This is a genomic window from Rosistilla oblonga (assembly GCF_007751715.1).
Classification (GTDB): domain Bacteria; phylum Planctomycetota; class Planctomycetia; order Pirellulales; family Pirellulaceae; genus Rosistilla; species Rosistilla oblonga.
Window position 1 is genome coordinate 5,927,549 of sequence record NZ_CP036292.1, and the last position, 23,946, is coordinate 5,951,494.

The 23,946-nt window shown below is 59.3% G+C and carries 13 protein-coding genes; 5 read left to right on the forward strand and 8 right to left on the reverse strand.

What is annotated here, in order from left to right; translation table 11 throughout:
* Window positions 1-104: 104 nt before the first annotated feature.
* Window positions 105-3,467, reverse strand: coding sequence for a DEAD/DEAH box helicase (locus CA51_RS21015; protein ID WP_145123129.1), 3,363 nt, complete (start codon window positions 3,465-3,467; stop codon window positions 105-107).
* Between the two features lie 98 nt (window positions 3,468-3,565).
* Between CA51_RS21015 and hrpA the strand changes: the two genes are divergently transcribed.
* Entirely contained in the window at window positions 3,566-7,660 is a 4,095-nt protein-coding gene (hrpA, locus tag CA51_RS21020) for an ATP-dependent RNA helicase HrpA (RefSeq protein ID WP_145123130.1), read from the forward strand.
* Window positions 7,661-8,143: 483 nt separating this feature from the next.
* On the opposite strand, the gene tnpA is transcribed toward hrpA, so the two are convergent.
* From tnpA to CA51_RS21035, 3 genes are all read right to left on the reverse strand, one after another.
* On the reverse strand, window positions 8,144-8,611 hold the full coding sequence (tnpA, locus tag CA51_RS21025; RefSeq protein ID WP_145123131.1) for an IS200/IS605 family transposase: 468 nt from the start codon (window positions 8,609-8,611) through the stop codon (window positions 8,144-8,146).
* Between the two features lie 691 nt (window positions 8,612-9,302).
* Window positions 9,303-11,090, reverse strand: coding sequence for an ABC transporter permease (locus CA51_RS21030; RefSeq protein ID WP_145123132.1), 1,788 nt, complete (start codon window positions 11,088-11,090; stop codon window positions 9,303-9,305).
* Window positions 11,091-11,360: 270 nt separating this feature from the next.
* Entirely contained in the window at window positions 11,361-11,762 is a 402-nt protein-coding gene (locus tag CA51_RS21035; RefSeq protein WP_145123133.1) for a thioredoxin family protein, read from the reverse strand.
* Window positions 11,763-12,200: 438 nt separating this feature from the next.
* Between CA51_RS21035 and CA51_RS26425 the strand changes: the two genes are divergently transcribed.
* From CA51_RS26425 to CA51_RS21050, 4 genes are all read left to right on the forward strand, one after another.
* The gene (locus tag CA51_RS26425) at window positions 12,201-12,335 is read left to right on the forward strand and encodes a hypothetical protein (protein ID WP_261343038.1); all 135 of its coding nucleotides are present in this window, start codon (window positions 12,201-12,203) and stop codon (window positions 12,333-12,335) included.
* Window positions 12,336-12,470: 135 nt separating this feature from the next.
* On the forward strand, window positions 12,471-13,502 hold the full coding sequence (locus CA51_RS21040) for a Gfo/Idh/MocA family protein (RefSeq protein WP_145123134.1): 1,032 nt from the start codon (window positions 12,471-12,473) through the stop codon (window positions 13,500-13,502).
* A gap of 36 nt (window positions 13,503-13,538) precedes the next feature.
* Window positions 13,539-14,480 (forward strand): sugar phosphate isomerase/epimerase family protein, encoded by a 942-nt coding sequence (locus CA51_RS21045; RefSeq protein WP_145123135.1) that lies wholly within the window; start codon window positions 13,539-13,541, stop codon window positions 14,478-14,480.
* A 100-nt stretch (window positions 14,481-14,580) separates the two neighbouring features.
* Window positions 14,581-15,282: an AIM24 family protein gene (locus CA51_RS21050; protein WP_145123136.1), complete on the forward strand. Its 702-nt coding sequence runs from the start codon at window positions 14,581-14,583 to the stop codon at window positions 15,280-15,282.
* A 69-nt stretch (window positions 15,283-15,351) separates the two neighbouring features.
* Here the strand turns inward: CA51_RS21050 and CA51_RS21055 are convergent, their stop codons facing one another.
* From CA51_RS21055 to CA51_RS21070, 4 genes are all read right to left on the reverse strand, one after another.
* Window positions 15,352-19,137 carry a hypothetical protein gene (locus CA51_RS21055; protein WP_145123137.1) on the reverse strand — a complete coding sequence of 1,262 codons (3,786 nt, stop codon included), beginning with the start codon at window positions 19,135-19,137 and terminating at the stop codon, window positions 15,352-15,354.
* A gap of 252 nt (window positions 19,138-19,389) precedes the next feature.
* Window positions 19,390-20,376: a serine/threonine protein kinase gene (locus tag CA51_RS21060; protein ID WP_145123138.1), complete on the reverse strand. Its 987-nt coding sequence runs from the start codon at window positions 20,374-20,376 to the stop codon at window positions 19,390-19,392.
* Window positions 20,377-20,464: 88 nt separating this feature from the next.
* Window positions 20,465-21,490: a glutamine synthetase beta-grasp domain-containing protein gene (locus CA51_RS21065; RefSeq protein ID WP_145123139.1), complete on the reverse strand. Its 1,026-nt coding sequence runs from the start codon at window positions 21,488-21,490 to the stop codon at window positions 20,465-20,467.
* Between the two features lie 392 nt (window positions 21,491-21,882).
* Window positions 21,883-23,913, reverse strand: a complete 2,031-nt coding sequence (locus CA51_RS21070) for a S46 family peptidase (RefSeq protein ID WP_145123140.1) — start codon at window positions 23,911-23,913, stop codon at window positions 21,883-21,885.
* Window positions 23,914-23,946: the final 33 nt, after the last annotated feature.

Here is a 23,946-nt window from a genome sequence, read left to right on the forward strand (position 1 = left end):
CGCCGGCCGCTCTACCACCACTCTTTTTTTAGTGCAATCGCTCACCGCACGCCTAGGTCGTGCGACAACCTGCGACACGAACGGCCCGTATCAGGCCGGGGCGACTACTCGAACAGCATCTTCAGGTCGTCGATCGACAGCTGGCTGATCAGGCTGCCGTTGGCTGTCACGACAGCTTCAGCCAACTCCCGCTTGTGCTCCTGCAAGTGCACGATCTTCTCCTCCACGGTATTGCGACAGATCAACCGATACGCGAGGACCGGTTTGGTCTGTCCCATCCGATGCGCCCGGTCGATCGCCTGGGACTCCACCGCCGGATTCCACCACGGGTCGAGGATGTAAACGTAATCGGCGGCTGTCAGATTCAATCCGTGCCCGCCCGCTTTGAGACTGATCAAGAAGACCTGGCAGGCCGGGTCCTCCTGGAACCGCTGCACATGTTCGTTCCGGCGAGTCGTTTTGCCGTCGAGATATTCGTAGACGATCCCGTGCCTATCCAGTTCCTTACGAACCAAGGCCAGCAGACTTGTGAACTGCGAAAAGACGAGCGCCTTGTGCCCCTCGGCCGTCACCTCGTGCAACTGTTCCATCAAGCGACCGATCTTCACGCCGTGAGCCGCTTGAGCGCCGTCGACCAAACGCGGATCGCAGGCCGTCTGACGCAGACGCAACAGCGCCTCGAGCACATGCATCTTCGAACGCTTCAGCCCCAACTCTTCCACCACGCCCGTCAGATGCTGGCGGTAGTGCGATCGCAATTCGTCGTACAGCTTATGTTGCTTGGGCGTCATGTCGCAGTACAACGTCTGCTCGCTCTTCTCGGGCAACTCCGTCAACACCTGCTCTTTGGTCCGCCGCAAAATGAAAGGCTGCAACGCATTGGTCAGCCCCGCCAACCGCTGGCTGCCCGCTTCTTCGTTGGCGAATTGAGCGACCGACAGCTTGCCAAGCATTCCCGGATTCAGGAACTCCATTAGCGACCAGAGGTCTCCCAAATGATTCTCCACCGGCGTACCAGTCATCGCCAAACGATGATCGGCGTCGATCAACCGCGCCGCCTTGGCCGATTGGCTGTTCGGGTTTTTAATCGCTTGAGCTTCGTCGAGGATCGCGTAATCGAATTGAAGCGAAGTCAGCTGTTCGACGTCGCGACGCAGCGTTCCATAAGTCGTCAACACCAGATCGGCTGATCCCAAACGATCGACGAGCGCGGCGCGTTGGTTTCCGGTGTAGTCGATGATGTTCAGGCGCGGCGCAAACTTCTTCGCTTCGGCGATCCAGTTGAAGATCAAACTCTTGGGCACCACCGCCAGCGAAGGCTTTCGCGTCTGGCCCGCTTTGGGCCGCGACAGCCGCCGCGTTTGCAACAGCGCCAAGACCTGGATCGTCTTGCCCAACCCCATGTCGTCGGCCAGGCAGCCGCCGAATTGAAAATCGCGGAGGAAATTCAACCAACCGAGTCCGTCCTTCTGGTACTCGCGAAGTTCGCCCTGAAAACCGCGAGGTGCATCGGCCGGTTTGACCCCGGAAAACGAACGCATCCGCTTCCGCCAAGCGTTGAACGAACGATCGGTCTTCACGTTCTCCTGTTCGGACAATAACATATCCAACAACAGGGCCTGGTTGCGGCGATAGCGAACGCTATCCCCTTCCATCCGGCCCGCTTTGGACAGATCGACAAATTGATTCAGCCACTGTTCGGGCAGGACCCCGCGGCTGCCGTCGTCCAAGACGACATAGGAATCCCTCCGCTTCAGCGACCGCAGCAGCGTTGGCAACGCGACCGCCATGCCATCGAATTCGACCTCGGCCTTGAGATCGAACCAGTCTTCGCCGCTGGAGACCTCCAGATTGAACTCCCCAGGCGATCGCATCCGCTGCCCGTCGGCAACAACCAACCACCCTCGCCCCGTCAACTTGATCACCGCGGGAGGGAGCGCCCATCGCGAAATCCGCAGCTCGGTGTCGCGGAACCGCGGATAGTGTTCGCGAAAATCGCATTCCCTTAAAATCTGGATCGTCGCGATTTCGGCATCGACATCGCGACTCATCAGAACGCGCGACGCTTCATCCCAGACGGCCTTCGCATGATCGTCGATCTGAACCTCTCGATCTCCATAGAGCATCGAGACAACAGCCACCAAATGGTAGGTGCGATGTTCATCGTTGGGTGGCGAAAGGGTCAGCTTCGGTTGCGGCTTCCCCTTGGCAATCGACACGTCCAACGCATCGGCAAGCTCCAACCGCGGCGGTTCGGGAGCCGAAAAGAACGCTTCTAAAAAGGTCCCGATCTCCTCGGCGGGCAACTGCAAATCGCCGATCCGCTGCCACCCACGCACCCACGACGCGACCTTGGGATCGATCGCGGCGATGCAATCGTCCATCAAAAGCACCCCCGAATCGCAGACCGCCATCACTCGCCCGATCTCGCGACGCTCGGCCACCTTCTCCGCGACGCGTTCTAAACGAGGCATCACCGCCAGCATCGCCTTCTTTTTCGCTCGCCCCCGTTTTCCGTTGGGCTTTGCGGTCGCGGAGTCGGACGGAGCCAGCGAGACGGCAAAATCCCAAGCGGCTCCGGTCCCGTGAACGATCGGTGTCCGCTCGCTCTTCGGCGAAGCGACGTCGAGCGTCCAGGCCAGTCGCTGCGATCCACACAGCTCCGCCAACGTCTCTTCGACAAGATGCGGATGGATCCGAAACCGCGTGGCTCCCCCCACGCGGCGATCGGCTGCGACGGCGGCTGGGAAATCGGACTCCCACTGCAGCATCGTAAAGATCCGCTGCTCAACCGCGTCGCGCAAACGAACCGTCTCGGCGCGCGAGATCCTCGCCGGCTGCGGCTCGCTCCATCGTCCCTTCGGGTCCTGCGTCGACCGCATCAACTGCAAATCGATGCTCGACGAATTCGCTTGGTCGGCCAGACTGATTACAAATTCGTGGCGACTCCGCTGCCCCGTCTCCACCGGACGGGGCGGAGCGACGACTGTGGGGGCTTTGACCGACGCGATTTGCGCCGCGACATTCAATTGCTTCAGCCAAGCCGGTGCCGGTTTGCCCTGCAGCGTCGTCAATGCCGTCTGCGTCGGCTGGTAGTTCGAGACCTCCAACGGCTCCCCGATCTCGAAATCCTCCATGTCGGATTCATCGATCTCAAACGCCCCTCGGCCGCGGAGTCGATCGTCTTGCACGCGATCGAGTTCTAAGATCGTTGCCCAGATGTGCTTGCACAGGTAACCTGAGGCGAATCTTGGGCAGGTGCATTTGACGAACAGAACGTCGTCGCCAGCCTCTTCGAGATCGATCAGAACGCCATAATCGTGTTCCGGTCCGCTGACGACCGCCCGTACCCCAAGCGTCCCCAGTTCCAGGATGTTCACCGCACCGCCGGCTTGATATTCCTCGCCACGTTGACGATCGCCGCGATTAAATTCCGATTGACAGCGTTGAGAAAATATTGCTTCCATGCCCTGGTCTGTATCGCAAGTGAACTTTCGAATACCTCGTCTTCTCCTATCATACCGCAGCCTGTTTCGCGACCGAAGCACACTCCCGCTAACATTCCATGCCAGCACCCGACACCTCCGCCATCGACCAACGGATCGCCCAGGCGATGCGCAGCGACCGTTTCCGCCTGCAACGCCAGCTGCGGCAATTGAGCCACGTCAACGACGATCCCCAGCAAATCGAGCGGTTCCGTGAACAACTAGAGGAGTCGGTGGCGCTGGCCGAACTGCGAGCCGCTTCGATCCCTCAGATCACCTACCCCGAGGAATTGCCGGTCTCGTCGCAGCGCGACACGATCGTCGAATTGATCCGCACCCGCCCCGCCGTGATTGTCTGTGGCGAGACCGGCAGCGGCAAGAGCACCCAGTTGCCGAAGATGTGCCTGGACGCCGGACTGGGGCGCAGCGGGATGATCGGGCACACCCAACCGCGGCGGATCGCCGCCCGTTCGATCGCCAGTCGCGTCGCCGAAGAACTGGGGACGTCGGTCGGCCAATTGGTCGGGTATAAGATCCGCTTCGCCGACCAGACAGCTCCGACGTCGTTGATCAAATTAATGACCGACGGAATTCTGTTAGCCGAGACGCAAAGCGATCGCTTCCTGGATCAATACGATGCGATCATCTTGGATGAAGCCCACGAGCGATCGCTGAATATCGATTTCCTGTTGGGGATCTTCAGCCGGCTGCTGCAGAAACGTTCCGACCTGCGGCTGATCATCACAAGTGCTACCATCGACGCGGAGCGGTTCGCCAATCACTTCCGCGACGAACACGGTCCGGCACCGATCGTCAATGTCGAAGGCCGCAGCTATCCCGTCGACATCCAATACCTTCCCTCATTCCAGTCGTCCGAAAACGGCGACGATCGCGGCCAGGGGATCGCCGCGCACGTGGCGGCGGGCGTCGATGAAGCCTGGGCGCATGGCGTCGGCGACACGCTGGTCTTCCTGCCGACCGAACGGGACATCCGCGAAGTCGCTCGCCATCTTGGCGGGCACTTGCGCCGCCAAGGGCTCGAAAATCGAACCGACATCCTGCCGCTGTACGCTCGACTGCCCGCCAGCGAACAGCAGAAGATCTTTCACGGTTCGAACAAGCCGCGGATCGTGCTGGCGACCAACGTCGCCGAATCGTCGCTGACCGTCCCCGGAATCCGCTACGTCGTCGATACCGGAACGGCTCGGATCAGCCGCTACAGCCCACGCAGCAAGGTCCAACGGCTGCCGGTCGAAGCGGTCAGTCGAGCCAGCGCCGATCAACGCGCCGGCCGCTGCGGACGCGTCGGCCCCGGTATTTGCATCCGCTTGTACGACCAGGACGACTACGAATCTCGCGAACACTTTACGACTCCGGAGATTCGCCGCACCAACCTCGCGTCGGTGATCTTGCAGACCAAGATGATGCGGTTGGGATCGATCGACGAGTTCCCGTTCCTCGACGCGCCGCGCCCCGAATCGATCAGCGAAGGCTTTCGCACGCTGCACGAAATCGGAGCGATCGACGAGCGGAGAGAGCTGACGAAAATGGGCCGCGTTCTGGGCAGCCTGCCCGTCGATCCACGCGTCGGACGGATGATCATCGAAGCCGATCAAAGGGGCTGCCTGCCGGAGATGCTTGTCATCGCGGCGGCGCTGGAGGTGCAAGACCCGCGGATTCGGCCGCCAGAGAAGCAGCAAGCAGCCGACGCGGCGCATGCGAAGTTCGTCGATCAACGCAGCGATTTCCTGAGCTATCTGCGGATCTGGCGGTTCTACCGCGGCCTGCAGGAAGATCTCAGCCGGAACCGTTTGGCGCGAGCTTGCCAAACGAACTTTCTGGGGCTCAGCCGGATGCGAGAATGGGTCGATGTCCATCGCCAGTTGAAGGCGATGGTTCCCGATCTTCGCCGCCAGCAAGCCGACAAGCGGGGCAAGCGTCGCCGCGGCGGAAGCGAACGCGGCGATGGCGAACACGGCCTATCGAACGTCCGCGTGACGGATGCCTGCGAACCCGATCAAGCGACTGTCGACGACAATCTGTACGCATCGATCCACCAATCGCTGCTGACCGGTTTGCTGTCGGGCGTGGCGATGGCTGGCGAGAAACATCAATACATCGGGATCGGTAACCAGGAGTTTTTCCTGTGGCCGGGGTCGGGCGTTTTTGAGAGCAAACCGAAATGGATCGTCGCGGGGGAACTTGTCGAAACGTCGAAGCGATTTGTCCGCAACGTGGCTCGCATCGATCCGGGCTGGCTGGAACCGCTGGCCGAACACCTTGTCAAACGCAGCTATGCCGATCCGTTCTGGAGTCGCAAGGACCAGTCGGCGTTTTGTTATGAACGCGTCTCGTTGTTTGGGCTGCCGATCGTCGTCAAACGACGTAAAGCCCTCGCGCCGATCGATCCCGAGACAGCGCAGCGGCTGCTGATCGATGAAGGCTTGGTCGCCGGAGAGTTGGTGACGCGAGCGAAGTTCTACGCCCACAACCAACAACTGCGAGAGGTGATCGCCAAGCTGGCTCACAAAACGCGGCGGCGTGATCTGATCGTCGACGATTACATTGTCGAACACTTCTATCACGCTCAGCTGCCCAGCGACGTGGTCGATCGATCCAGTCTGCAGAAGTTCGACGAACAGCAGCCGCGTCCCGATTGGGTCGACCTCTGCCAGAGCGAATCGGATCTGGTCGCCTGGCTCGACCAACCGTTGGACGCCGGGGAATCCAGCTCGCTCTACATGCGTCCGGCCGACCTGTTGCCGGGGCTCGTCGAGAAGCTCGATCCGAACGCTTTTCCCGATCACCTGCAAGTCGGCCCGACCTCGCTTCCGCTGCAGTACAACTTCGATCCCTCGGCCGACAACGACGGCGTGACGGTAACGATCCCCAAGGTTTTGTTGGGGCAGATCTCCGACGACCGACTCGGCTGGTTGGTCCCTGGGCTGATCGAAACGAAGCTGATCGCGATGATCAAGGCGTTGCCCAAACGGATCCGCCGCAACCTGGTCCCCGCCGCCGATTCCGCCCGACGCGTGCTCGAATCGCTCGACGACCAGATGGGGCAGACCGCGTTCATGTCGACCGTTTGCCAACGACTGGCCGAGATCGCTGAAGTCCCGATCAGCCCGTCCGATTTCGATCCCGACAAGCTTCCCGAATCGGTTGGATTTTACATCCGCGTCGTCGACGATGATGGCAAGCCGCTGGGAGAAGGACGCGACCTGCAGGAGCTGCGGCAGGAGGTGATCGGCGACGACGAAGCCTCTCCCGGATCGATGGCGAGCGTTGTCGACGTGCCCGACGACGTGTTGCAAGTCGATGGTTTAAAAGACTTTACGATCGACAACCTGCCCGAACGGGTCGAGCGAGAGCGAGGTGGCGTGCGCGTGACGCTGTTCCCCGCCCTTGTCGACCAAGGCGATTCGGTGGCGGTTCGACTGGTCGATAACGCAGCGTCGGCGGAGCACCAGATGCGGCGTGGGCTGGTCCGCCTGTTCACGCTGACCGACCGTAGCGAGATCAACAAACAGGTCCGTTGGTTGCCGGGATTCGATCAGGCCGCGGTCCAGTTGTCGCGCGTGATCCCTGGCGATTCGATCAAGCAGGGGCTGGCCGATTTGATCGCCAACATCGCCTTCGTCGATCGCCAGCCGTTGATTCGATCGCGGTCCGAATTCGAAGCGCGTCGCAAGAACCGCGGCGAGCGGATCGCGATGGCAACGCAAGACATCGCCAAGCTGCTGGGGCCGCTTGCGGAAAGTTATCACGGCGTGCGGTTGTCGATGGAAGCCTGCAAAGCGGGGCACCTGGCGTACGTCCGCGACGACATCAAGCGTCAGTTGAGCGAGCTGTTCCGCGACGACTTCTGGTTGACGACGCGAATGGAAACGCTGAAGCAATACCCACGCTACCTCAAAGCGATCAGCGTCCGCTTGGAGAAGCTCAGTTCGACCGCCAACCGCGATCGCGACGCGCACAACATCGTCGCCGCGTTCCAAGACGACTACTTCCGCCGCACCGAATCGTACACCGTCGACCGCGCCGTGTTGGACGAATACCGTTGGATGATCGAAGAGCTGCGAGTGAGCCTGTTCGCGCAAACGCTCGGCACCGCCATCAAGGTCTCCCCCCAACGGCTCGAAAAATTGCGAGCCAAGTTAGACAAATCGTAGAGACGACGGGAGCGCGGAGTAGAGATCGGGGTGCGGTGAGTAGAGATCGCAGTGCGGTGATTCGGTGGCGCGGTGGGGCGATAGCGCGGTGGGGCATCGTCGAAAACCTGGGGCTGGCGCCACCAGGCTCTATGCGACCGCCGCTCCGCGGCTGGGCCGAATGGGGATCGGTGGTTAGTTGGCTCGCCGGGATTCGCCGTTTGCCTGGGGCTTGCGCCACCAGGCTATATGCGGTCACTGCTCCGCAGTTTTAAAACCCTGGTGACGGCGGCCCCCCGATTCTTAGCCGCGGAGCGGCGGTCGCGTAAAGCCTGGTGGCGCAAGCCCCAGGTTCGAAAAACGCCAACGCGCAATTATGCCCCAATCCCTCCTCTCCCCAGCCACGGAGCGGCGATCGCATAAAGCCTGGCGGCGCAAGCCCCAGGTTCGAAAAACGCCAACGCACAATTCCATCCAATAACCAACACACGCCACAACGCATCGTCACGCAACGTGTTCCTCTTCGAACAAATAACGTTCGTCGAACTCGATCCCATGGCGTTCTAAAAGAGCTCGATACTCATCGCGAAACGTCAGCTTTCGATGATGCTCGGCCTGCGTCTGGATATAGCTTGTCACTTCGAGGACGTTCGATGCGCTGACGGAGAATGCACCGAATCCACGTTGCCAAGCAAACGGCAGCTTGGGGGCCAGAGTTTCATTTACCCACTTGGATGAATTCGCTTTTACAAACCTCAACACGTCGGAGATCGCGACGGCGGGGCTGAGCTTGGCGAGCAGATGCACATGATCGGGCATGCCTCCGACTTCCAACAAGATCCCTTTGTGTTCCCGGACCACGCCGCCGATGTATTCGTAGAGTCGTGGTTGCACGTCGGCTCCGATCATGTCGCGCCGGTATTTTGTGCTGTAAACGATGTGGAATAACAAGTTGGTATGCGTGCTGGACATGATCGGATCTCCATTGATTGAGGGACCGGGGACATTACCGCGTGCCTGGGGCTTGCGCCGCCAGGGTGCATGCGATCGCCGCTCCGCGGCTGAGGCGGAATGGGGATCGGTGGTGAGGTAAAACGGTGGTGCGGCGGGATTCGCCGTTTGCCTGGGGCTTGCGCCGCCAGGCTTTATGCGATCACTGCTCCGCAGTTTTAAAAAAACGTGTGACGGCGGACGCCCGCCTCCCAGCCGCGGAGCGGCGGCCGCATAAAGCCTGGTGGCGCAAGCCCCAGGATCCCACGACGACAATGCGTAAGCACGCGTCCCGGCATGCAAAACGCCCACACCGACACACCGACACACCAACATCCACGCCTCTCCAGCCGCGGAGCGGCGGTCGCATATAGCCTGGTGGCGCAAGCCCCAGGACCGCAAATCGCCAATGCGCAAGCACGCGCCGAGATTCGCAAATCCCCCATGCGCAATCACGCGTCCCGGCATACAAAACGCCATACGCGCAATCACTCGCCCGGGGACATCAATACATCCTCTGTTATGCTAACGCGCACGGATCGGGCGAAAAATCGCACCGCTGGGGGAGAGACCAACCGGCGGGGATGGCGGCGTGGGGCCGCTGAGATCGCTGCTCCCGTGACGCTGGGCCACGGGAGGCGTTTCTAGATATTGCTGCGTTTCGCAGGCGGAACTACGCGAGGTCGCGGTCTTCGAACAACAGCAGCGAGACGACTAGCACGACGACCATGAAACAGGCGAGGTAGGTGAACGCGCCGGCGAGATAGATCGGCGGGATCGGATTACCGGCGTCGACCGCCGCCTGAACATTAAATGTGTTCAGGTTCGGGAAGACGACAGCAATCAACCGGCCGACAAATCTGACCAGCTCGTTATCCTCCGCCGAGGCCCTGACAATGGGCGATGTGATGTTTCCAATCACGTAGATCGTAAAACAGATCACGAAGTTGGCGATCACAGGCAATCGGGTTGCGATCGCCACGCTGATACCGGCGATCAACGTCGTCTCCATGAACAACAGACACAGCCCCGGTGCGGTGGTCACCATTTCGAGATGGCAGGTTTGCCACGGCGGCTGCTCGGTCGTGTTCTCACGCGAATCGTAGATCGGTTTGTAGGCGGTGACGACCATCAACAGCAGCCCCAAGATCACAAACATCAACAGGATCGTCCACATGATTCCCAGATACTTGCCGATCATGAACGATTGACGACTGACCGGCTTGCTGAGCACGGTCAACGCGGTGCGGCCTTCGATCTCTTCGGAGACGCTGGTTCCCGACGACCAAACCGCTTGGATGATGCTGAAGATCATGATCAGCGTCATCCCCGAATCCTTGAGGACTTTGATGTCTTCGCCCAAGGTGTGGAACGGAACCCAGATAAAGAGCACGATCGCGGCGAAACCGATCAGCAGCAGCGTCACGTACAGCGGCTGAGCCAATTCGCTTTTCGCCGTCGCCAACGCGATCGCACTGACTTGCGGTGCCGCTTGGCGGATTGTGATCATCGCCGTCAGCAACAGCACGACAATAAAGGCGGTCACCCAGATCGTCAGCGCTTCGGGAGCAGCCGGTTTAGTCACGATCGCGATCTTGACCGTCGCCGGATCGACTTCGCGGTTTTGGAAGTAGACGCCATTGGTTGGATCCAACGGCAGCGGCAGGACCGAACGGATCAACGGATTCTCTTTGCCTCGGCGCCAGACGACGGGATCGTCCGATTCGAACCGCTGAGGACTCATCGTAAAGTTGTCGGGCGATTCGGCATCGGCGATCATGATCGTGCGGTCCGAAACGATCACGACTTCGGAAACCGCTTCGGGATCGTATTGAACCAGGTCATGACGTTGGAACGGCGATTGATCCGCAGGCAGATCGGCGGGAGCAGGGTCGAGCGTGATCGTGGTTTCCCAACGGTCGCTCTCCAATACCGCAGGCAGCGAGCTGAGGATTTTGTCGCGGTCGGTGACCAACATCGTGGGGGCGAGCCCCAGGATGATGAATCCGACGAGAGCCATCAGCAGATATCCGGTGATCCCTTCGCGAGCGATCTGAAAGAACTCTCGGATCGTTCGCTTCCAGAAGCCAAAGACCAAGCCCCAGCCAACGATCACGCCCAGGCCGACCATCGGCAGGATCAGGTAAGCGCTGTGCGCCGCAGTTGGATTCTCCTCCCCCGCGACAGTGATCTCGGGCGAATCGGCAAAGACAACCGTCTTCAGAATGCCCAGCCCCGCGACAACGATCGCGATCCCCATGGCGACAAAGGTCGCTTTGCGGGTGTCTTCGGCGAGATTCCCCAAGGCGGGAATGCGAGACAGCGCGGCCAGCACGAGATAGATCGCTGCGGTAGCGACCAGACCAAGCAACATACCGATGGCAAGGATCCAGATCGGCGTCAGCCACGACGAAAGCCAAGAAACTTGTTGCAGCGGGATCAAAGCGAAAACCGAAGCCATTGGAGGAGTGGTCCGTTACGGGCAATGAAAACTAAAAAACACCGAGTTCGGTCGGCTTGTTACGCAACGACCGCCAGTTTAGTTCAATGCCGATTCCCACCAGTTTCTACTGGCCGGATCCCAAAAAGAAAGCCGCTGCAAGTCGTCCTGTACTTGCGAGCGGACCATGGGACAGAAATTTCTGTTTACGGTGCTGACGATTTCATATCGATCAACAAATCAAACGGCTTCGCAGCGTTGTTTTCGAAACAAACAACCGTTCGAGAAAACTCAAGTTCCCTTGTTGCGAACGGCGCGTTTGATCAGCGACCGCAGCGAATCTCGGGTCTGAAAGCCAGTCAACTGAGTTCGGGTCCATGATCCTGCATTGCCTTTGGAAAAGACAATGATCTGGGGCATCATCGGGCCACGCATCAATTTCCCTGCCAAGCCGGGCTGCGTGTCGCGATTGACGATCGCCATTTCCACACCTTCCAAATCGCCCGCCTGCTTCAACGACGCGATTGTGTTTTGCTTGAGATTCACACACGCTGGGCACCAATCGGCACCCACGACTACCATCAACGGCTTCCCCTCTTCTTGAGCCGACCGATATGCAGTTGCATAGTCGGGACTGGGCGCTTGCTCCGAAGCAACGACCGAGAGTAAAGCAGTCAGTAGCACTGAAAACATTCGAAATCCCCCATGATCCTGGGTAAAACAAGGCCGAACGCGAAGGTCGATACGTCTCAACCAATCCGATTACACGTTCGGTATCTCCTGAAAATTCAAAGAGATCGCGAGTGTCGTCTCCCCGATGGGCAACCTCCGTGGGCCCCGTGACTTCAGTCGGTCGGGGGGGGCTTTGGAAAAGAGAGGCCGTTTGGCGAACTCGCGCTGAGGGGGCGATTGTAGGCCTCGGGTCGACCTTGGCAACCACGAAAACAAACCCGTTTCGGAAAAACGAAATGCCTCCACACCGCTAATTTGCTTCAAGATGGGCAATTCGTGCTCACAACCTTCTTTGCCCCATGCCTTTACCGAAAGCGAAAATTGCCGCCAGGAACCGCCAAGCATTTTGCTGTGCGACGCAGAGCCCCACCCATGCGGGCGCAGTGCGGTGGCACCGCAGTGCGTAGCTATCCCCTCGCCGCTGCAGGTCACTTCATCAAATTCGCCTCCGCCGAGGCCTGCCCTTGGATGCCGGCAGCCGCCGGGGCGAGTGGCGGAAAGCTCGAAAACGCCTGCGAATCGGGAGAAGCGTGACACCCTGTGGCGCAGACTGTATAAATAGCAAATCGGCGGATCGCAGCTTTCCAGACAACGCGGGAGGCCCGATTCCTGTACATTAAACCGCTTTGATCTGCTTATCATTTCTCTCCCGCACTACGCGATTGGTCTATGCGACTTCGAGTTGGCGTTATTGGTCTTGGGCCCGCGTGGCAACATCGGCATCGGCCCGCATTGATGATGATGCGCGATCGCTTTCAGGTTCGAGCGATCTACGCGCCGGTCGCTCACCTCGCGGCTCAAGCGGCTCGCGACTTCGAAGCCGAAACGATGGACGGCTACCGCGCTTTGATCCATCGCTCGGACATCGATGCAGTGATCGTGTTGGACAGCAGTTGGCAGGGCTGGCTGCCGCTGGTCGCCGCCTGTGAAGCGGGTAAAGCGGTCTACTGGGCCAGCGATCTAAATATCGACGCCCACCGAGCGGCTCAGCTGAAGGAACAAGTCGACAAATCGGGGATCGCCTTTATGGCTGAATTCCCCCGCCGCTACGCACCGGCAACGCTACGGTTAAAAGAACTACTGGCGACAACGCTCGGCAAACCCCAGCTGCTCTTTTGCCATCGCCGACTGGGACGCACCGAACCGACATCGACCAACCTGGTTTCGGACGTTCCGCAGCATCAAGAGCGGACGACGCGCGAGCTGGTCGAGATCGTCGATTGGTGTCGCTACGTCGTCGCCGACAACCCAACTCATTTGAACTCGACGGTCTACGGCGAACCGGGCAAAGAGGCGTATCGCCAGTTGAGCATGCGATTTGGGACCGGGCCAGGAGCGGTTTGCGCCCAGATCTCCGCCGGCCAATACGTTCCCTCCAGCTGGCAAGAAGCGATCGGATTTCGCCCTAGCGCCGACATGCAGATCTGTTGCGAACACGGCCTCGCCTTCATCGACTTGCCCAGCACTTTGGTCTGGTTCGACGACGCCGGCCGGCACGTCGAATCGCTCGAGACCGAGCTGCCGGTTGGTGAACAGCTGTTGATTCAATTCCATCGCAGTGTCACCAGTTTGGTGCGAAAGATGGCAAACCTGCAGGATGCACACTACGCTTTACAGGTGATTCGTCTCGCCCAGCAGAGTGCAGAGACGGGCCAACGCATCTGTCTGAACGAATTATTCAGTCCTACTCCTCCGATTTAGTCCTCCGCGCCGCTGGCGAAAGGTTGAACTCACACCATGCACGACTCTCACTTCACCGCCCAGTCGCCGTTGTCGCGTCGCCAGTTGTTGACAAGCTCGATCGCCGCAGCCTCCTTGGCCGCGATTTCGCCACAACTTGCTGGCGCTGCCGAGATGATTCCGGGACGTCATGCACCGAAGTTCAAGTTCTCTTTGGCCGCCTACAGCTACCGCTCGCTGCTGCAGGGAAAAGGTGATGCGGCGCCGAAGATGGACCTGCTGGGCTTCATCGACGAATGCGCCCGGATGCAATTGGATGGCGTGGAGCTGACCAGTTATTACATGCCCGAAGAGCCGACCGAAGCCTATCTGATCGGGCTGCGTTCGCATTGCTTCCGCCAAGGCCTCGCCGTTTCGGGAACCGCGATCCGCAACGACTTTGGTCACAGCGAAACCGCGACTCGGAACCGCGAACTGGAACACGTGCGACGTTGGATCGATCACGCCGCCACGCTTCACGCTCCGATGATTCGGATCTTCGCCGGCCACGGGCAAAAGGGAAACTCTCCCGAACAGACCCACGAACTGATGGTCGAAGGGATCCAGAAGTCGTGTGAGTACGCGGGGAAACACGGGATCTATTTGGCGTTGGAAAACCATGGCGGCGTGACCGCATCGGCTGACGGGCTGCTGAAACTGGTTCGCGATGTCGATAGCCCTTGGCTGGGCGTGAACCTCGACACCGGCAACTTCCGCTTCGGCGGCGAGCCCTACGAACAGATGGAAGCTGTCGCCAAATATGCCGTCAACGTACAGGTGAAAGTCGTTGTCAAAGACGCCGATGGCAAACCGCAACCGATGGACTTCCCACGGTTGAAAAAGATCCTTACCGACGCCAACTACCGCGGCTTCGTCGTGCTCGAATACGAAGAACCCGGCGATGTTCCAGCGGAGTGCCGCCGCTATGTCCAGCAGATGCGCACCGACCTCGCGTTATAACGCGACCCTTGCGCCGCGGCATCCGATCGCGACGGGGCTGAAAACCAAAGCCCCCCCTTCCCCACAAACACGTCCCTAAACCGACACCGAAAGTTTCAACATGTCAGACGGTCGATACACGCTCGATGCCTTTTTGGAAAAGACCCGAGATCGCGATCTGAACCAAGGACTGTTCGAACTCGAATCGGACCGGATGCTCGACATCAACCTCGATGGCGAGGTTTGGATCAAGCTAGGGGCGATGGTCGCTTACACCGGCCAGGTGAAGTTCGAGCGCGAGGGAATCCTCTCGCGCGGGATCGGCAATATGTTAAAGAAGGCGGTCTCGGGCGAAGGGACTTCACTGACCAAAGCGACTGGCAACGGATCGGTCTTCTGCGCCGATGCGGGAAAGAAGATCACGATCCTGCAGTTGCAGAACAACGCGATCTGCGTCAATGGAAACGATCTGCTGGCCTTTGAAATGTCGCTGAAGTACGACATCAAAATGATGAAGCGGATGACGTCGATGCTAGCCGGCGGCCTGTTCAACATCCGGCTCGAAGGGACCGGAATGGTGGCGATCACCAGCCACTACGATCCGATGACGCTGCCGGTCACGCCAGCTCAACCCGTCACGACCGACCCAAATGCAACGGTTCTCTGGTCGGGGAATCTTGAACCGGAACTGAAGACCGATGTCCAACTGAAGACCTTCTTCGGACGTGGATCGGGCGAATCGGTCCAACTGCAGTTCCGCGGCAACGGATTTGTCGTCGTGCAACCGTACGAAGAGGTCTACTTCCAACACGGCGGCAGCTAGCGCCGACCACTCAAATCGCCAACCACTTGGTTCCGCAAGAACCTTTCGTTGGCGACGTCGACCGGAGCCTTAACGCCAGATCGGCGAAGGCAACCATTGTCGCAACCGATCGGCGATACTGGGGGCCGTTTCCAACGGCGGATCGGTCTGATCGACAGTATCGGTGACCTCCAGTTGTTCGGCTGGCAGCCCCAACACATGCCGCCCCCAATACGAATCGAGCAAGCGACCGCAGGCGGAAAGGTCGCCACCGCGCATCCGTTCGACGGCGACAAACACGCGACTCTGCAATTCCTTGCGCTCATCGCTGGTCAGAAACTGATCGTACAACATCACATCGTCGATCCAAACCTTGCCGGGACTGGCGAGGTCAAACGCGATCCGCAATTCTTCCAGCCCTTCGACCGGCAGATCGGTGACTTCTAAGCGGAATGGCATGCTCGACCAGTCCGAATTGGGAACGCCTTCGGGCGCTTCGCCGATCACCGTACTGCGGCGAATCGATCGGTCGCGGTAGCGTCCTTCGAGAGACATTCGCAGCCGGACCATATCGGTTTTCGTATCGCGTCGAACGCGAGCGTGCACGGCCAAACGCCCCGATGCGGGTGCCTTAAACGGATGACTCAACAGCCACGTCTTCGCATTAGTCTCGCCACTGTTGGTCAGTTGCACCGCTTGACTGCCCAACACGCCGGCAGCGACCACTAACTGAACACTGCCAGCGGGATGTTGAGCCGACAACCAGCCGGGGATATCGCTTTGGGTCGCCGCAGATTGTTCGAAGTCTCGATTGGCTAATCCTTCATACGGCTTGGGCTGCCCCAATGTACCGACGGTCTGCGTCAGGCGCTGCAGCTGCACACCGAGATGTTCGCGAAGCGCCGGCAGGCCGGGAATCTCTACATTCCATACGACGATGTCCGCCTTGGGCGAATCGATTCGATAGGCGACCAATTGCCCCGGCCGCAGCGTTTCGACAAGCGTTCGCGATTTCGGCAGCTCGCTACCACGACGACCCAACGGATGGATCGCCGCCTCTTCGGGATTGTTCAGTTCGATCTTCACCTGAACCATCCAAGGAGCCGGGTTCAAGGCATACAGATAAAAGCCGTCTTGAGTCCGCAGCCGACGAACGATCGCCAACTGAGCCGCTTCGGGATCTTCGGATTGCACCGATTCAAACCGCCCCGGCGGCAAAGCGCGGTAGCACTGCAGGAACTGGCGCGACGCGGCTTCGCTGCCGCGCGGCGTGGTCCAGCCGCCAACGGCTAACACATTTGCATCGGCTGGCATCAAAATCTGAGCCAGCGTTCGTTTACCATCATCGCTCGAGAAGACGCCATGGGCGAACAGCCACGCCTGCGTGTTCTCTGCGCCCCAAGGGCTCTGCGACTCGAAAGCGCCCAGCCGAACATCGGTTGGCGGTCGCATCAACATCGCCCCCGAAGCGGGAAGCGCCGCAAGGTGATTGTCCCACAAAGTGTCTTGCGCCAGCAATGCATCGACGCTCTGTCGGGCATGATCGGCCAACGGTTGCGAGCGGTGCAACCGCATCGGGATCACTCCCGCAGCACCGCCGATCGACTCCCAATCGATCCCCGCATCCAACGCGCGTCGCTGCGGATCGTTAGCTCCTGCAGCGGTGTCGGACATCCAATCGGCAGTCAGCAGCAGGACAGGTCGGTTGCCGGCAGCTTTCGCCAACTGGCTGAACATCCCCGCCAAACGGCGACCTCGCCAATCGAGAAACGCTCCCTGCCCGTCTCTTTCGATCCAACCGATCATTTGATTGTTTGAAACCGGCGCTCCCGACAGAGTCGAGCGAAATTCGTCCAGCGTCCGCTGGTCGACGCCCCAGTCGATACCGGGCAATTGCATATACGTCTTGCCGCCTAGGTGCAGGCCAACACCATGCAGCGAGGCGTGGCTGCCGTAGCGTGTCTGCAGTTCGGCGATTACGTCGGTGATCGCATTTTGAACGCGTCGGTCCAACGGATTGTAAAACGGTGCCAAGCCGTGCTCGGCTGATGAGATGTCGACGTAACGGTGCCCCGCCGAATTGATCGGCTCAATCCCCAACGATTCCTTCGAATCTCGCAACTGCCGTTCGAGCGCCGTCAACGGCGTCGCCAATTCGACGGCAGGGACCAGCTTCAGCCCCGAGCGGTCGAACATCCGCAGCAGCAATTCGAGGACATCCTTTTTGTTCGGATCGATTCCACGCGACGAGAAGATTCCCATGTCATGGCGGGCCGTCGCGCTCATCGTGTCGGTAGGATAAAGCGATGTTCCCTCGCTGTTGACCGTGATGATCGCGCCATTAAAACCGGCCCACTTCACGTATTGCACCAATCGCTGGCCGGCTTCCAAGAAGGTCTGCCAGTCGTCGATCAGGGTCGCGCCATCGGGATCAAGCGATCGCGTGCAGCCAAACGTGTCGGCCAACAACGGCTTGTCCAGATAGAGCGCAGTCAAGCGATGTGGTTCATCGGGATCGATCCCGCCGTCGGCCAGATCGTCTTGCGCGGCCAGCGTATCGGGCCCCGCTTCGATACTCAGGCTCGCAAACCAGGCGGGCTTCGAGGAGTCGAAGTTTGTCAACAAGACCATCGGCTGGCGCGTCTTCGGCCAGAAAACGACTCGATGCTCCAGCAGTTCCGGCTGAGATGCGATCGCCTTGGGCAACACCGCAACTCCCGAATCGACTCCCAACGGGATCACCTTTCCGCTGGCGTTGGGTTCCAGCACGCTGACTCCCAACCGCATCGCGCGATCGTTGGGATAGCGAACAACCAACACATGCGGCTTGCCGGGATCTTTGATCTGCAGCGGATAAGATTGCCAGCCGCCCGGCTGCAACTCCGAAACCACATGATCCTGCCAAGCGATATGCGTTAGCGGTTCGCTGCTGAGCGGTTGTTGACGCGCCGGAACAATCGAAGGAATTGCATCGGGGACTAATTTTCCGGGGATCAAACGATCTGGCATCCAGACCGGATTCCACCACTGCCGCTTGGTCGGTTCGATCCGAGCGACTTCGATGAAGGGACGCAGGTCTTCGACCGGCGGCGCGTCGCTGACAACAACAAACTGAACGCTTCGCTCGATGCTGCCAGAGTCTTGAGCCCAGGGAACTTCGAGCGCCAAATAGCGTCGCTCCGACGTCAAGCGAACGTTGATGTCGTAGGCGGCTTCGGCATCGGGGATCGTCAACGGGCCCGCATCGACCGGGGCAACCTTGCCATCGGCATCGGTCGCAACCTGCCACTCGCGCTGCAGAATCGGTTTATTGGATCGCGCTTTGGTGAGCGTCATCAACAGACGCAGCTTTTGATTTGGTGCCAGGCCGGTCGCATTGGGAACGATCTTCAACGGCACGCTTTCGCTGGGCCGAAAGAGCAGGTTCTCGCGATCCAGTTGTACGTGCAAACGATCTCCCGGCGCACGAGCGATTACCAACTTGATGCGCCCCCCTGCCAGTTCCAGCTCCTGCGGCTGGTCGATCAGATCGGCGAGGATCACCGTGGAACCAGTTGGCGGATCAGCAGCGTCGCCGCCAACGGGCGATTGCCGCAGCGTGAGGATCGCTTCGGGAGTTCCGTGAGCTACAAATTCCACACCGCCGCGCAGCGACGCGGTTCGCGAGTGAATCGAAATCTGCTTGCGATCGGGCGACAGGTCCAAGCCGCCAGTCGAACCGGCGTCGAGCGAGAGGTTCCGCAGTCGACCCAACCGACCGCTGTCGATTTCAACCGCCAGCGCCGGCCGTTCGGGGAGAGCGGTCTGCCAGTGAACGCGCACCCTCAGCTCGATCTCTTGCGAATAGAGCGTTGATGGTAGCGCATCGAGCAGCAAGGCAATCGCTCCGCAAATTGCGAGCGAGCGAAAGAACCTAACAAATCGAAGCGGACGTCCTTGTCCGTGCATCGTGAGCAGCTAAGAAAGGGAATGGGATGTGCGAAAGAATCAGCCATCGGGCTGTCGCCGATCCTACACAGCGGAGCGGAACGGGGTAAATACCAGTCGCTCTCGCTGCGATTCCGCCGCCCTACCGCCTCGATTGACCTGCGACTGGGGGGGGACATCACCCGCCCTCTGAGCGAAGGCTCAGGAGAACTTGCGGTTCTCCAGCAGTTCGTGCATGTCGTCGATCATCGCCCGCATCGATTGATAGCGTGCTGTCGGCTTCTTCTGGATCGCTTTCATCACGATCTCATCCGCCGCCGGTGGGATCTCTCGATCCGGAGAGCGCTCGCTCGGCTTGGGAGGATCGACGTTCTGGATGTTGTTAAACGTCTCGTTGATGTTGCGTCCACGGAACGGCTCGCGAATTGCCAGCATTTCGTAAAGCACGATCCCCATGCTGAAGATATCGCTCCGCTCGTCGAGATATTTGTAGCCGCGAACCTGCTCGGGAGACATATATAAGGGAGTCCCCGGCCGCTGTCCCCCGCCAGTAAGGGTGCGCAACTGCATCTCCTCGTCTTCCACGTCTTCGCGGCGGAACAAAAACGATTCCGATTCGTCGGAGTGTCCCCAGACTTTTGCGACGCCCCAGTCCAACAGGATCACCTCGCCGAAGTTACCGATCCAGATATTTTCGGGCTTCACATCGCGATGGATCACACCACGGACGTGCGCATAGGCGAGCGCTTGCGCCGCAGAGATCGCGATCTCGATACGTCGCTGCAGCGAATAAGCTTCCGTTGTCGCTTCGTCCCCCATCGCGATCCGCTTGAGCGCCTGGAAGAAGTTTTCCCCCGAGATCCGCTTCATCGTGAAATAGATCCCCACCTCCGGATCGTGCCCGATCTCGTAGACCGGCACGGTATTGGGATGCTGCAGCATCGCGGTGATCCGCGCTTCGCGGAGGAACCGGCGGTTTTCCTTGGGATCGTGGATGAACTTCGGTTGCAAGGTCTTCATCACGACCAAGCGATTGACAACCGTGTCCCAACAGGAGCGCAGCTTCCCGCTCCCCCCCTCGGCCATGTCCTTGAAGTTCGTATATTTCGACAATCCAACAGGCATCGGATCGGGAAGCCGATGGTCGGTCGCCGAGAGAACGATGCCGGTCGAGGTATGATCAGCCATCTGAAATTCCGTTTCGCCCAGGAACAAAAAAAACCGACCGCCCACACTTGGGCGATCGGTTCAATTTTAACGAGTTTTGCCGACCGCGTTATGCGTTGACGGGCAGTTTTGCGCTCTTAACGGTCGCGATAATCGCACTGGCGACCATGTACGGATCCGCATTCGACGCTGGGCGACGATCTTCCAGCCAACCCTTCCAGCCGTGCTCGACGGTGAAGATCGGAATTCGGATCGAAGCACCACGGTCCGAAACGCCGTAGCTGAACTTGTCGATCGACTGTGTTTCGTGCAGACCGGTCAAGCGCTGATCGTTGTCGGCACCATAGACATCGATGTGTTCTTTGATGCGTGGTTCGAAGGCTTGGCAAACCGCTTCGTAAACTTCTTGGCTGCCGCAGGTACGCAGCAGGCTGTTACTGAAGTTGGCGTGCATACCGCTACCGTTCCAGTCGCCCTTGACTGGTTTGCAGTGGTAATTGATCTCGACGCCGTGGCTTTCCGCGGTGCGATCCAACAGGTAACGAGCCAACCAGATTTGATCGCCAGCGTCGCGTGCACCCTTAGCGAAGATCTGGAATTCCCATTGTCCCAACATCACTTCGGCGTTGATGCCTTCGACGTTCAGACCAGCTTGCAGGCACAATTCCAGGTGCTCTTCGACGATCTCGCGGCCAACCGCTCGGCCACCACCAACGCTACAGTAATAAGGACCTTGAGGGGCTGGGAAGCCTTGCTCAGGAAAGCCGACTGGCTTTTGTGTTTCCGAATCCCACAGAGTGTATTCCTGCTCGAAACCGAACCAGAAATCGCCATCGTCGTCGGCGATCGTCGCCCGACCATTGGTCTTGTGCGGCGTGCCGTCGGAATTGAGGACTTCGCACATGACCAGGAATCCAGTTCCGATACGGCCTGGATCGGGGATCACTTTAACGGGCTTGAGCAACAGATCCGACTTGCCGCCGGTCGCTTGTTCGGTAGACGATCCGTCAAATGACCACATCTTGGCGTCTTCAACGTTGCCGCTGAAATCATCTTCGATCTTGGTCTTGCTGCGGAGCAATTGTGTTGGCTGATATCCATCGAGCCAAACGTATTCGAGTTTGCACTTGGTCATGCGGAGCTTCCCCCAAAGGAACCTAAAACAAAAGAATCGTGTAACAATTCGATCGAACCTATTCGACCGATGACAAACTTCCAATGATGAGCGGCTGTGTCCGCGAGCGGATCCTCCGGCCCATCGTTGTTCGTTCTCGCGTCCGCCTTACCAAACCGCTGAGAGTCGCACATCCTTGCGCTGTTACAGATCAATATCGAATCCAAGGGTTGCCTAGACCCAGACCGTTTCTCTGTCGAACCAATTCACCTTAATATCTTTTCGACTCGGCTGAAAGTACTTCTGCGCATTATTTTGCCCTTCGCAGCCGCGCAGCTAACGCTAACGCCGTTTGGTGAGACTTCAGCGGCCGACAACACCACCCAAGCGGCAGGTTATTGCCCGCTAAACGGTTAGCGCCCCAACTGATCGGCGAGAAACGGCGCACCATAAATTTTTTCCAAAGCCACCCGAATTGCGGCTGCCGAAACCGAAACCGCTCGTGCCTGATCGGACGTATAGATGTAATCGGCCGTCAAACTCTGGATGTTCCCGTCGAAGATCAGCCCGACCAGTTCGCCGGCGCGATTCACGACCGGGCTGCCGCTGTTGCCGCCGATAATGTCCGCCGTACAAACAAAGTTCATCGGCGTTGCCCGCGGGATCGCGGCGGCCGCACGCTGCCAGCTTTCGGGAAGTTCGTAATCTTCCTGCCCCGCATGTTTCGCTGCGTAATCGAAGATCCCCTCCATCTTCGTCCAGGCCGGAACCTCTACCCCGTTCTGCGAATACCCTTTGATCGTGCCGATCGCCAGTCGCAGCGTGAAGGTTGCGTCGGGATACTTCGACGTGCTGCCGGCGGCGAGCGAAGCTTCGGTGATCTGCGTGTAAGCCTGTTTCTCCTGTTCGTCCAGTTCGTCGCGGATCTTCCGCAATCGTTGGTATTCCCCCTGCATCGCTCGGGCCAGCAGGATCATCGGGTCCTCCGATTTGTCGATCAACGGCGCGCCGACTTCGACGAACTGCTTCCGCGTCTCGAGATCGCCGACCTTGGTGCCGAAGACGAGTTCGGCCGCGCGGACGTCGGGTCGTTTACCGTCGAGAATCTCGACGACCAGCGGATCGTCGCCACCGCGACGCTCCGCCAACCGCATCAGTTCATCGGTCAATTTGACTTGCTCCAGATCGTTGTAGATCGGCGCAGTGCTCAGTAGATCCTGCAGCAGCGAATCGCGATTGGAGACGCGCAGTTCGGGCAATCGCTCGGAATTCGGCTTCTTATCTTCAGCAGCCATCAAGACCAGCGTCTCCGCCAAATCGTACAGTCGCGACCGGAAGCCGCTGGTCTGATCGAGGATTTCGACACGTTGTTGTTGCAGTCGAGCGATCGTTTCCCAGGCCGCTGCCGCTTCGGGCTGTTTGGACCGGACCGCTTCGAGCACCCGCTGCTGACGACGGACCTTCTCCTGCATCGTCTTGGGATCTTGCAGCCCAGCCAACATGCCACCGTACGCTTTCCGCGAGTTCTGGATACCGAACAGTTCGTCCTGAGCCCGGCGTGATTCCTCTTTGCCACGAAGCCCAAACTGCTGCATCAGCACCTCTTTGCGCCGCAAGTAATCAAGCACATAAGGAAGCCGGTGGTCGCGCAAGTACTTCAGCGCCTCGACAGTAAAGATCCGCTGTGTCCGCCCCGGATGCCCGGAGACGAAGACCAGTTCGTGCTCATCGATCTCCGTATCGCTCCACGGCAGGAAGTTCTCGATCTTGGCCGGCTTCCCCTGTTCGTAGACCCGCAGGATCGTGGCGTCCATGCAGTAGCGAGGGTATTCGAAGTTGTCGGCGTCGCCGCCGAAGAAGGCGATGCTGGTCTCGGGAGCCCAGACCAAACGGACGTCGGTGTACTTTTTGTATCGGTACAGATGATATTGCGCGCCGCCGAAGAGCGTCACGACATCCGACCGCAGCCCGGTCCGGTCGAGCGAGTCCTTTTCGATCTCTGCGATCACGGCCCGCCGCGCGGTGACGGCGTGCTCGGGAGACATCGCTGGCGTGACCGCGGCAGCCACCTTTTCGGTGACGTCGATGATCTCAACCAACTGGTTTATTTCGAGGTCGGGGGCTTTCAGTTCCTGTTCGTGCGATCGCGCAAGAAAACCCTCTTCGATCAGGTTGCGATCGGCCGTGCTCAGTTTATGCAGCGTGTCCGAGGCGACGTGATGGTTCGTCAACACAAGTCCATCGCTCGACACAAAAGAGCCCGAACCGCCGGAGTTCAGCCGCACCGAGGCCTGCATCAGTCGCTTCACCCAAGCGTCATCGGCTTTGAAGCTGTAGCGATCTCGCAAGTATTCGTTGGGAAGGTCGTTGAACAACCACATCCCTTCGTCGGCAAAACTGCTGCTGGATAACAAGAAAGCGAGCACTAGAGAAACCTTGTTCATCGAAGTCGTCCGTGATCCGCGGGTGGAATTGTT

What these genes read in the sequence shown, in the direction of transcription:
- CA51_RS21015 (WP_145123129.1), bottom strand. Translation starts at nt 3,467, where the DNA reads ATGGAAGCAATATTTTCTCAACGCTGTCAATCGGAATTTAATCGCGGC.
- hrpA (WP_145123130.1), top strand. Translation starts at nt 3,566, where the DNA reads ATGCCAGCACCCGACACCTCCGCCATCGACCAACGGATCGCCCAGGCG.
- tnpA (WP_145123131.1), bottom strand. Translation starts at nt 8,611, where the DNA reads ATGTCCAGCACGCATACCAACTTGTTATTCCACATCGTTTACAGCACA.
- CA51_RS21030 (WP_145123132.1), bottom strand. Translation starts at nt 11,090, where the DNA reads ATGGCTTCGGTTTTCGCTTTGATCCCGCTGCAACAAGTTTCTTGGCTT.
- CA51_RS21035 (WP_145123133.1), bottom strand. Translation starts at nt 11,762, where the DNA reads ATGTTTTCAGTGCTACTGACTGCTTTACTCTCGGTCGTTGCTTCGGAG.
- CA51_RS21040 (WP_145123134.1), top strand. Translation starts at nt 12,471, where the DNA reads ATGCGACTTCGAGTTGGCGTTATTGGTCTTGGGCCCGCGTGGCAACAT.
- CA51_RS21045 (WP_145123135.1), top strand. Translation starts at nt 13,539, where the DNA reads ATGCACGACTCTCACTTCACCGCCCAGTCGCCGTTGTCGCGTCGCCAG.
- CA51_RS21050 (WP_145123136.1), top strand. Translation starts at nt 14,581, where the DNA reads ATGTCAGACGGTCGATACACGCTCGATGCCTTTTTGGAAAAGACCCGA.
- CA51_RS21060 (WP_145123138.1), bottom strand. Translation starts at nt 20,376, where the DNA reads ATGGCTGATCATACCTCGACCGGCATCGTTCTCTCGGCGACCGACCAT.
- CA51_RS21065 (WP_145123139.1), bottom strand. Translation starts at nt 21,490, where the DNA reads ATGACCAAGTGCAAACTCGAATACGTTTGGCTCGATGGATATCAGCCA.
- CA51_RS21070 (WP_145123140.1), bottom strand. Translation starts at nt 23,913, where the DNA reads ATGAACAAGGTTTCTCTAGTGCTCGCTTTCTTGTTATCCAGCAGCAGT.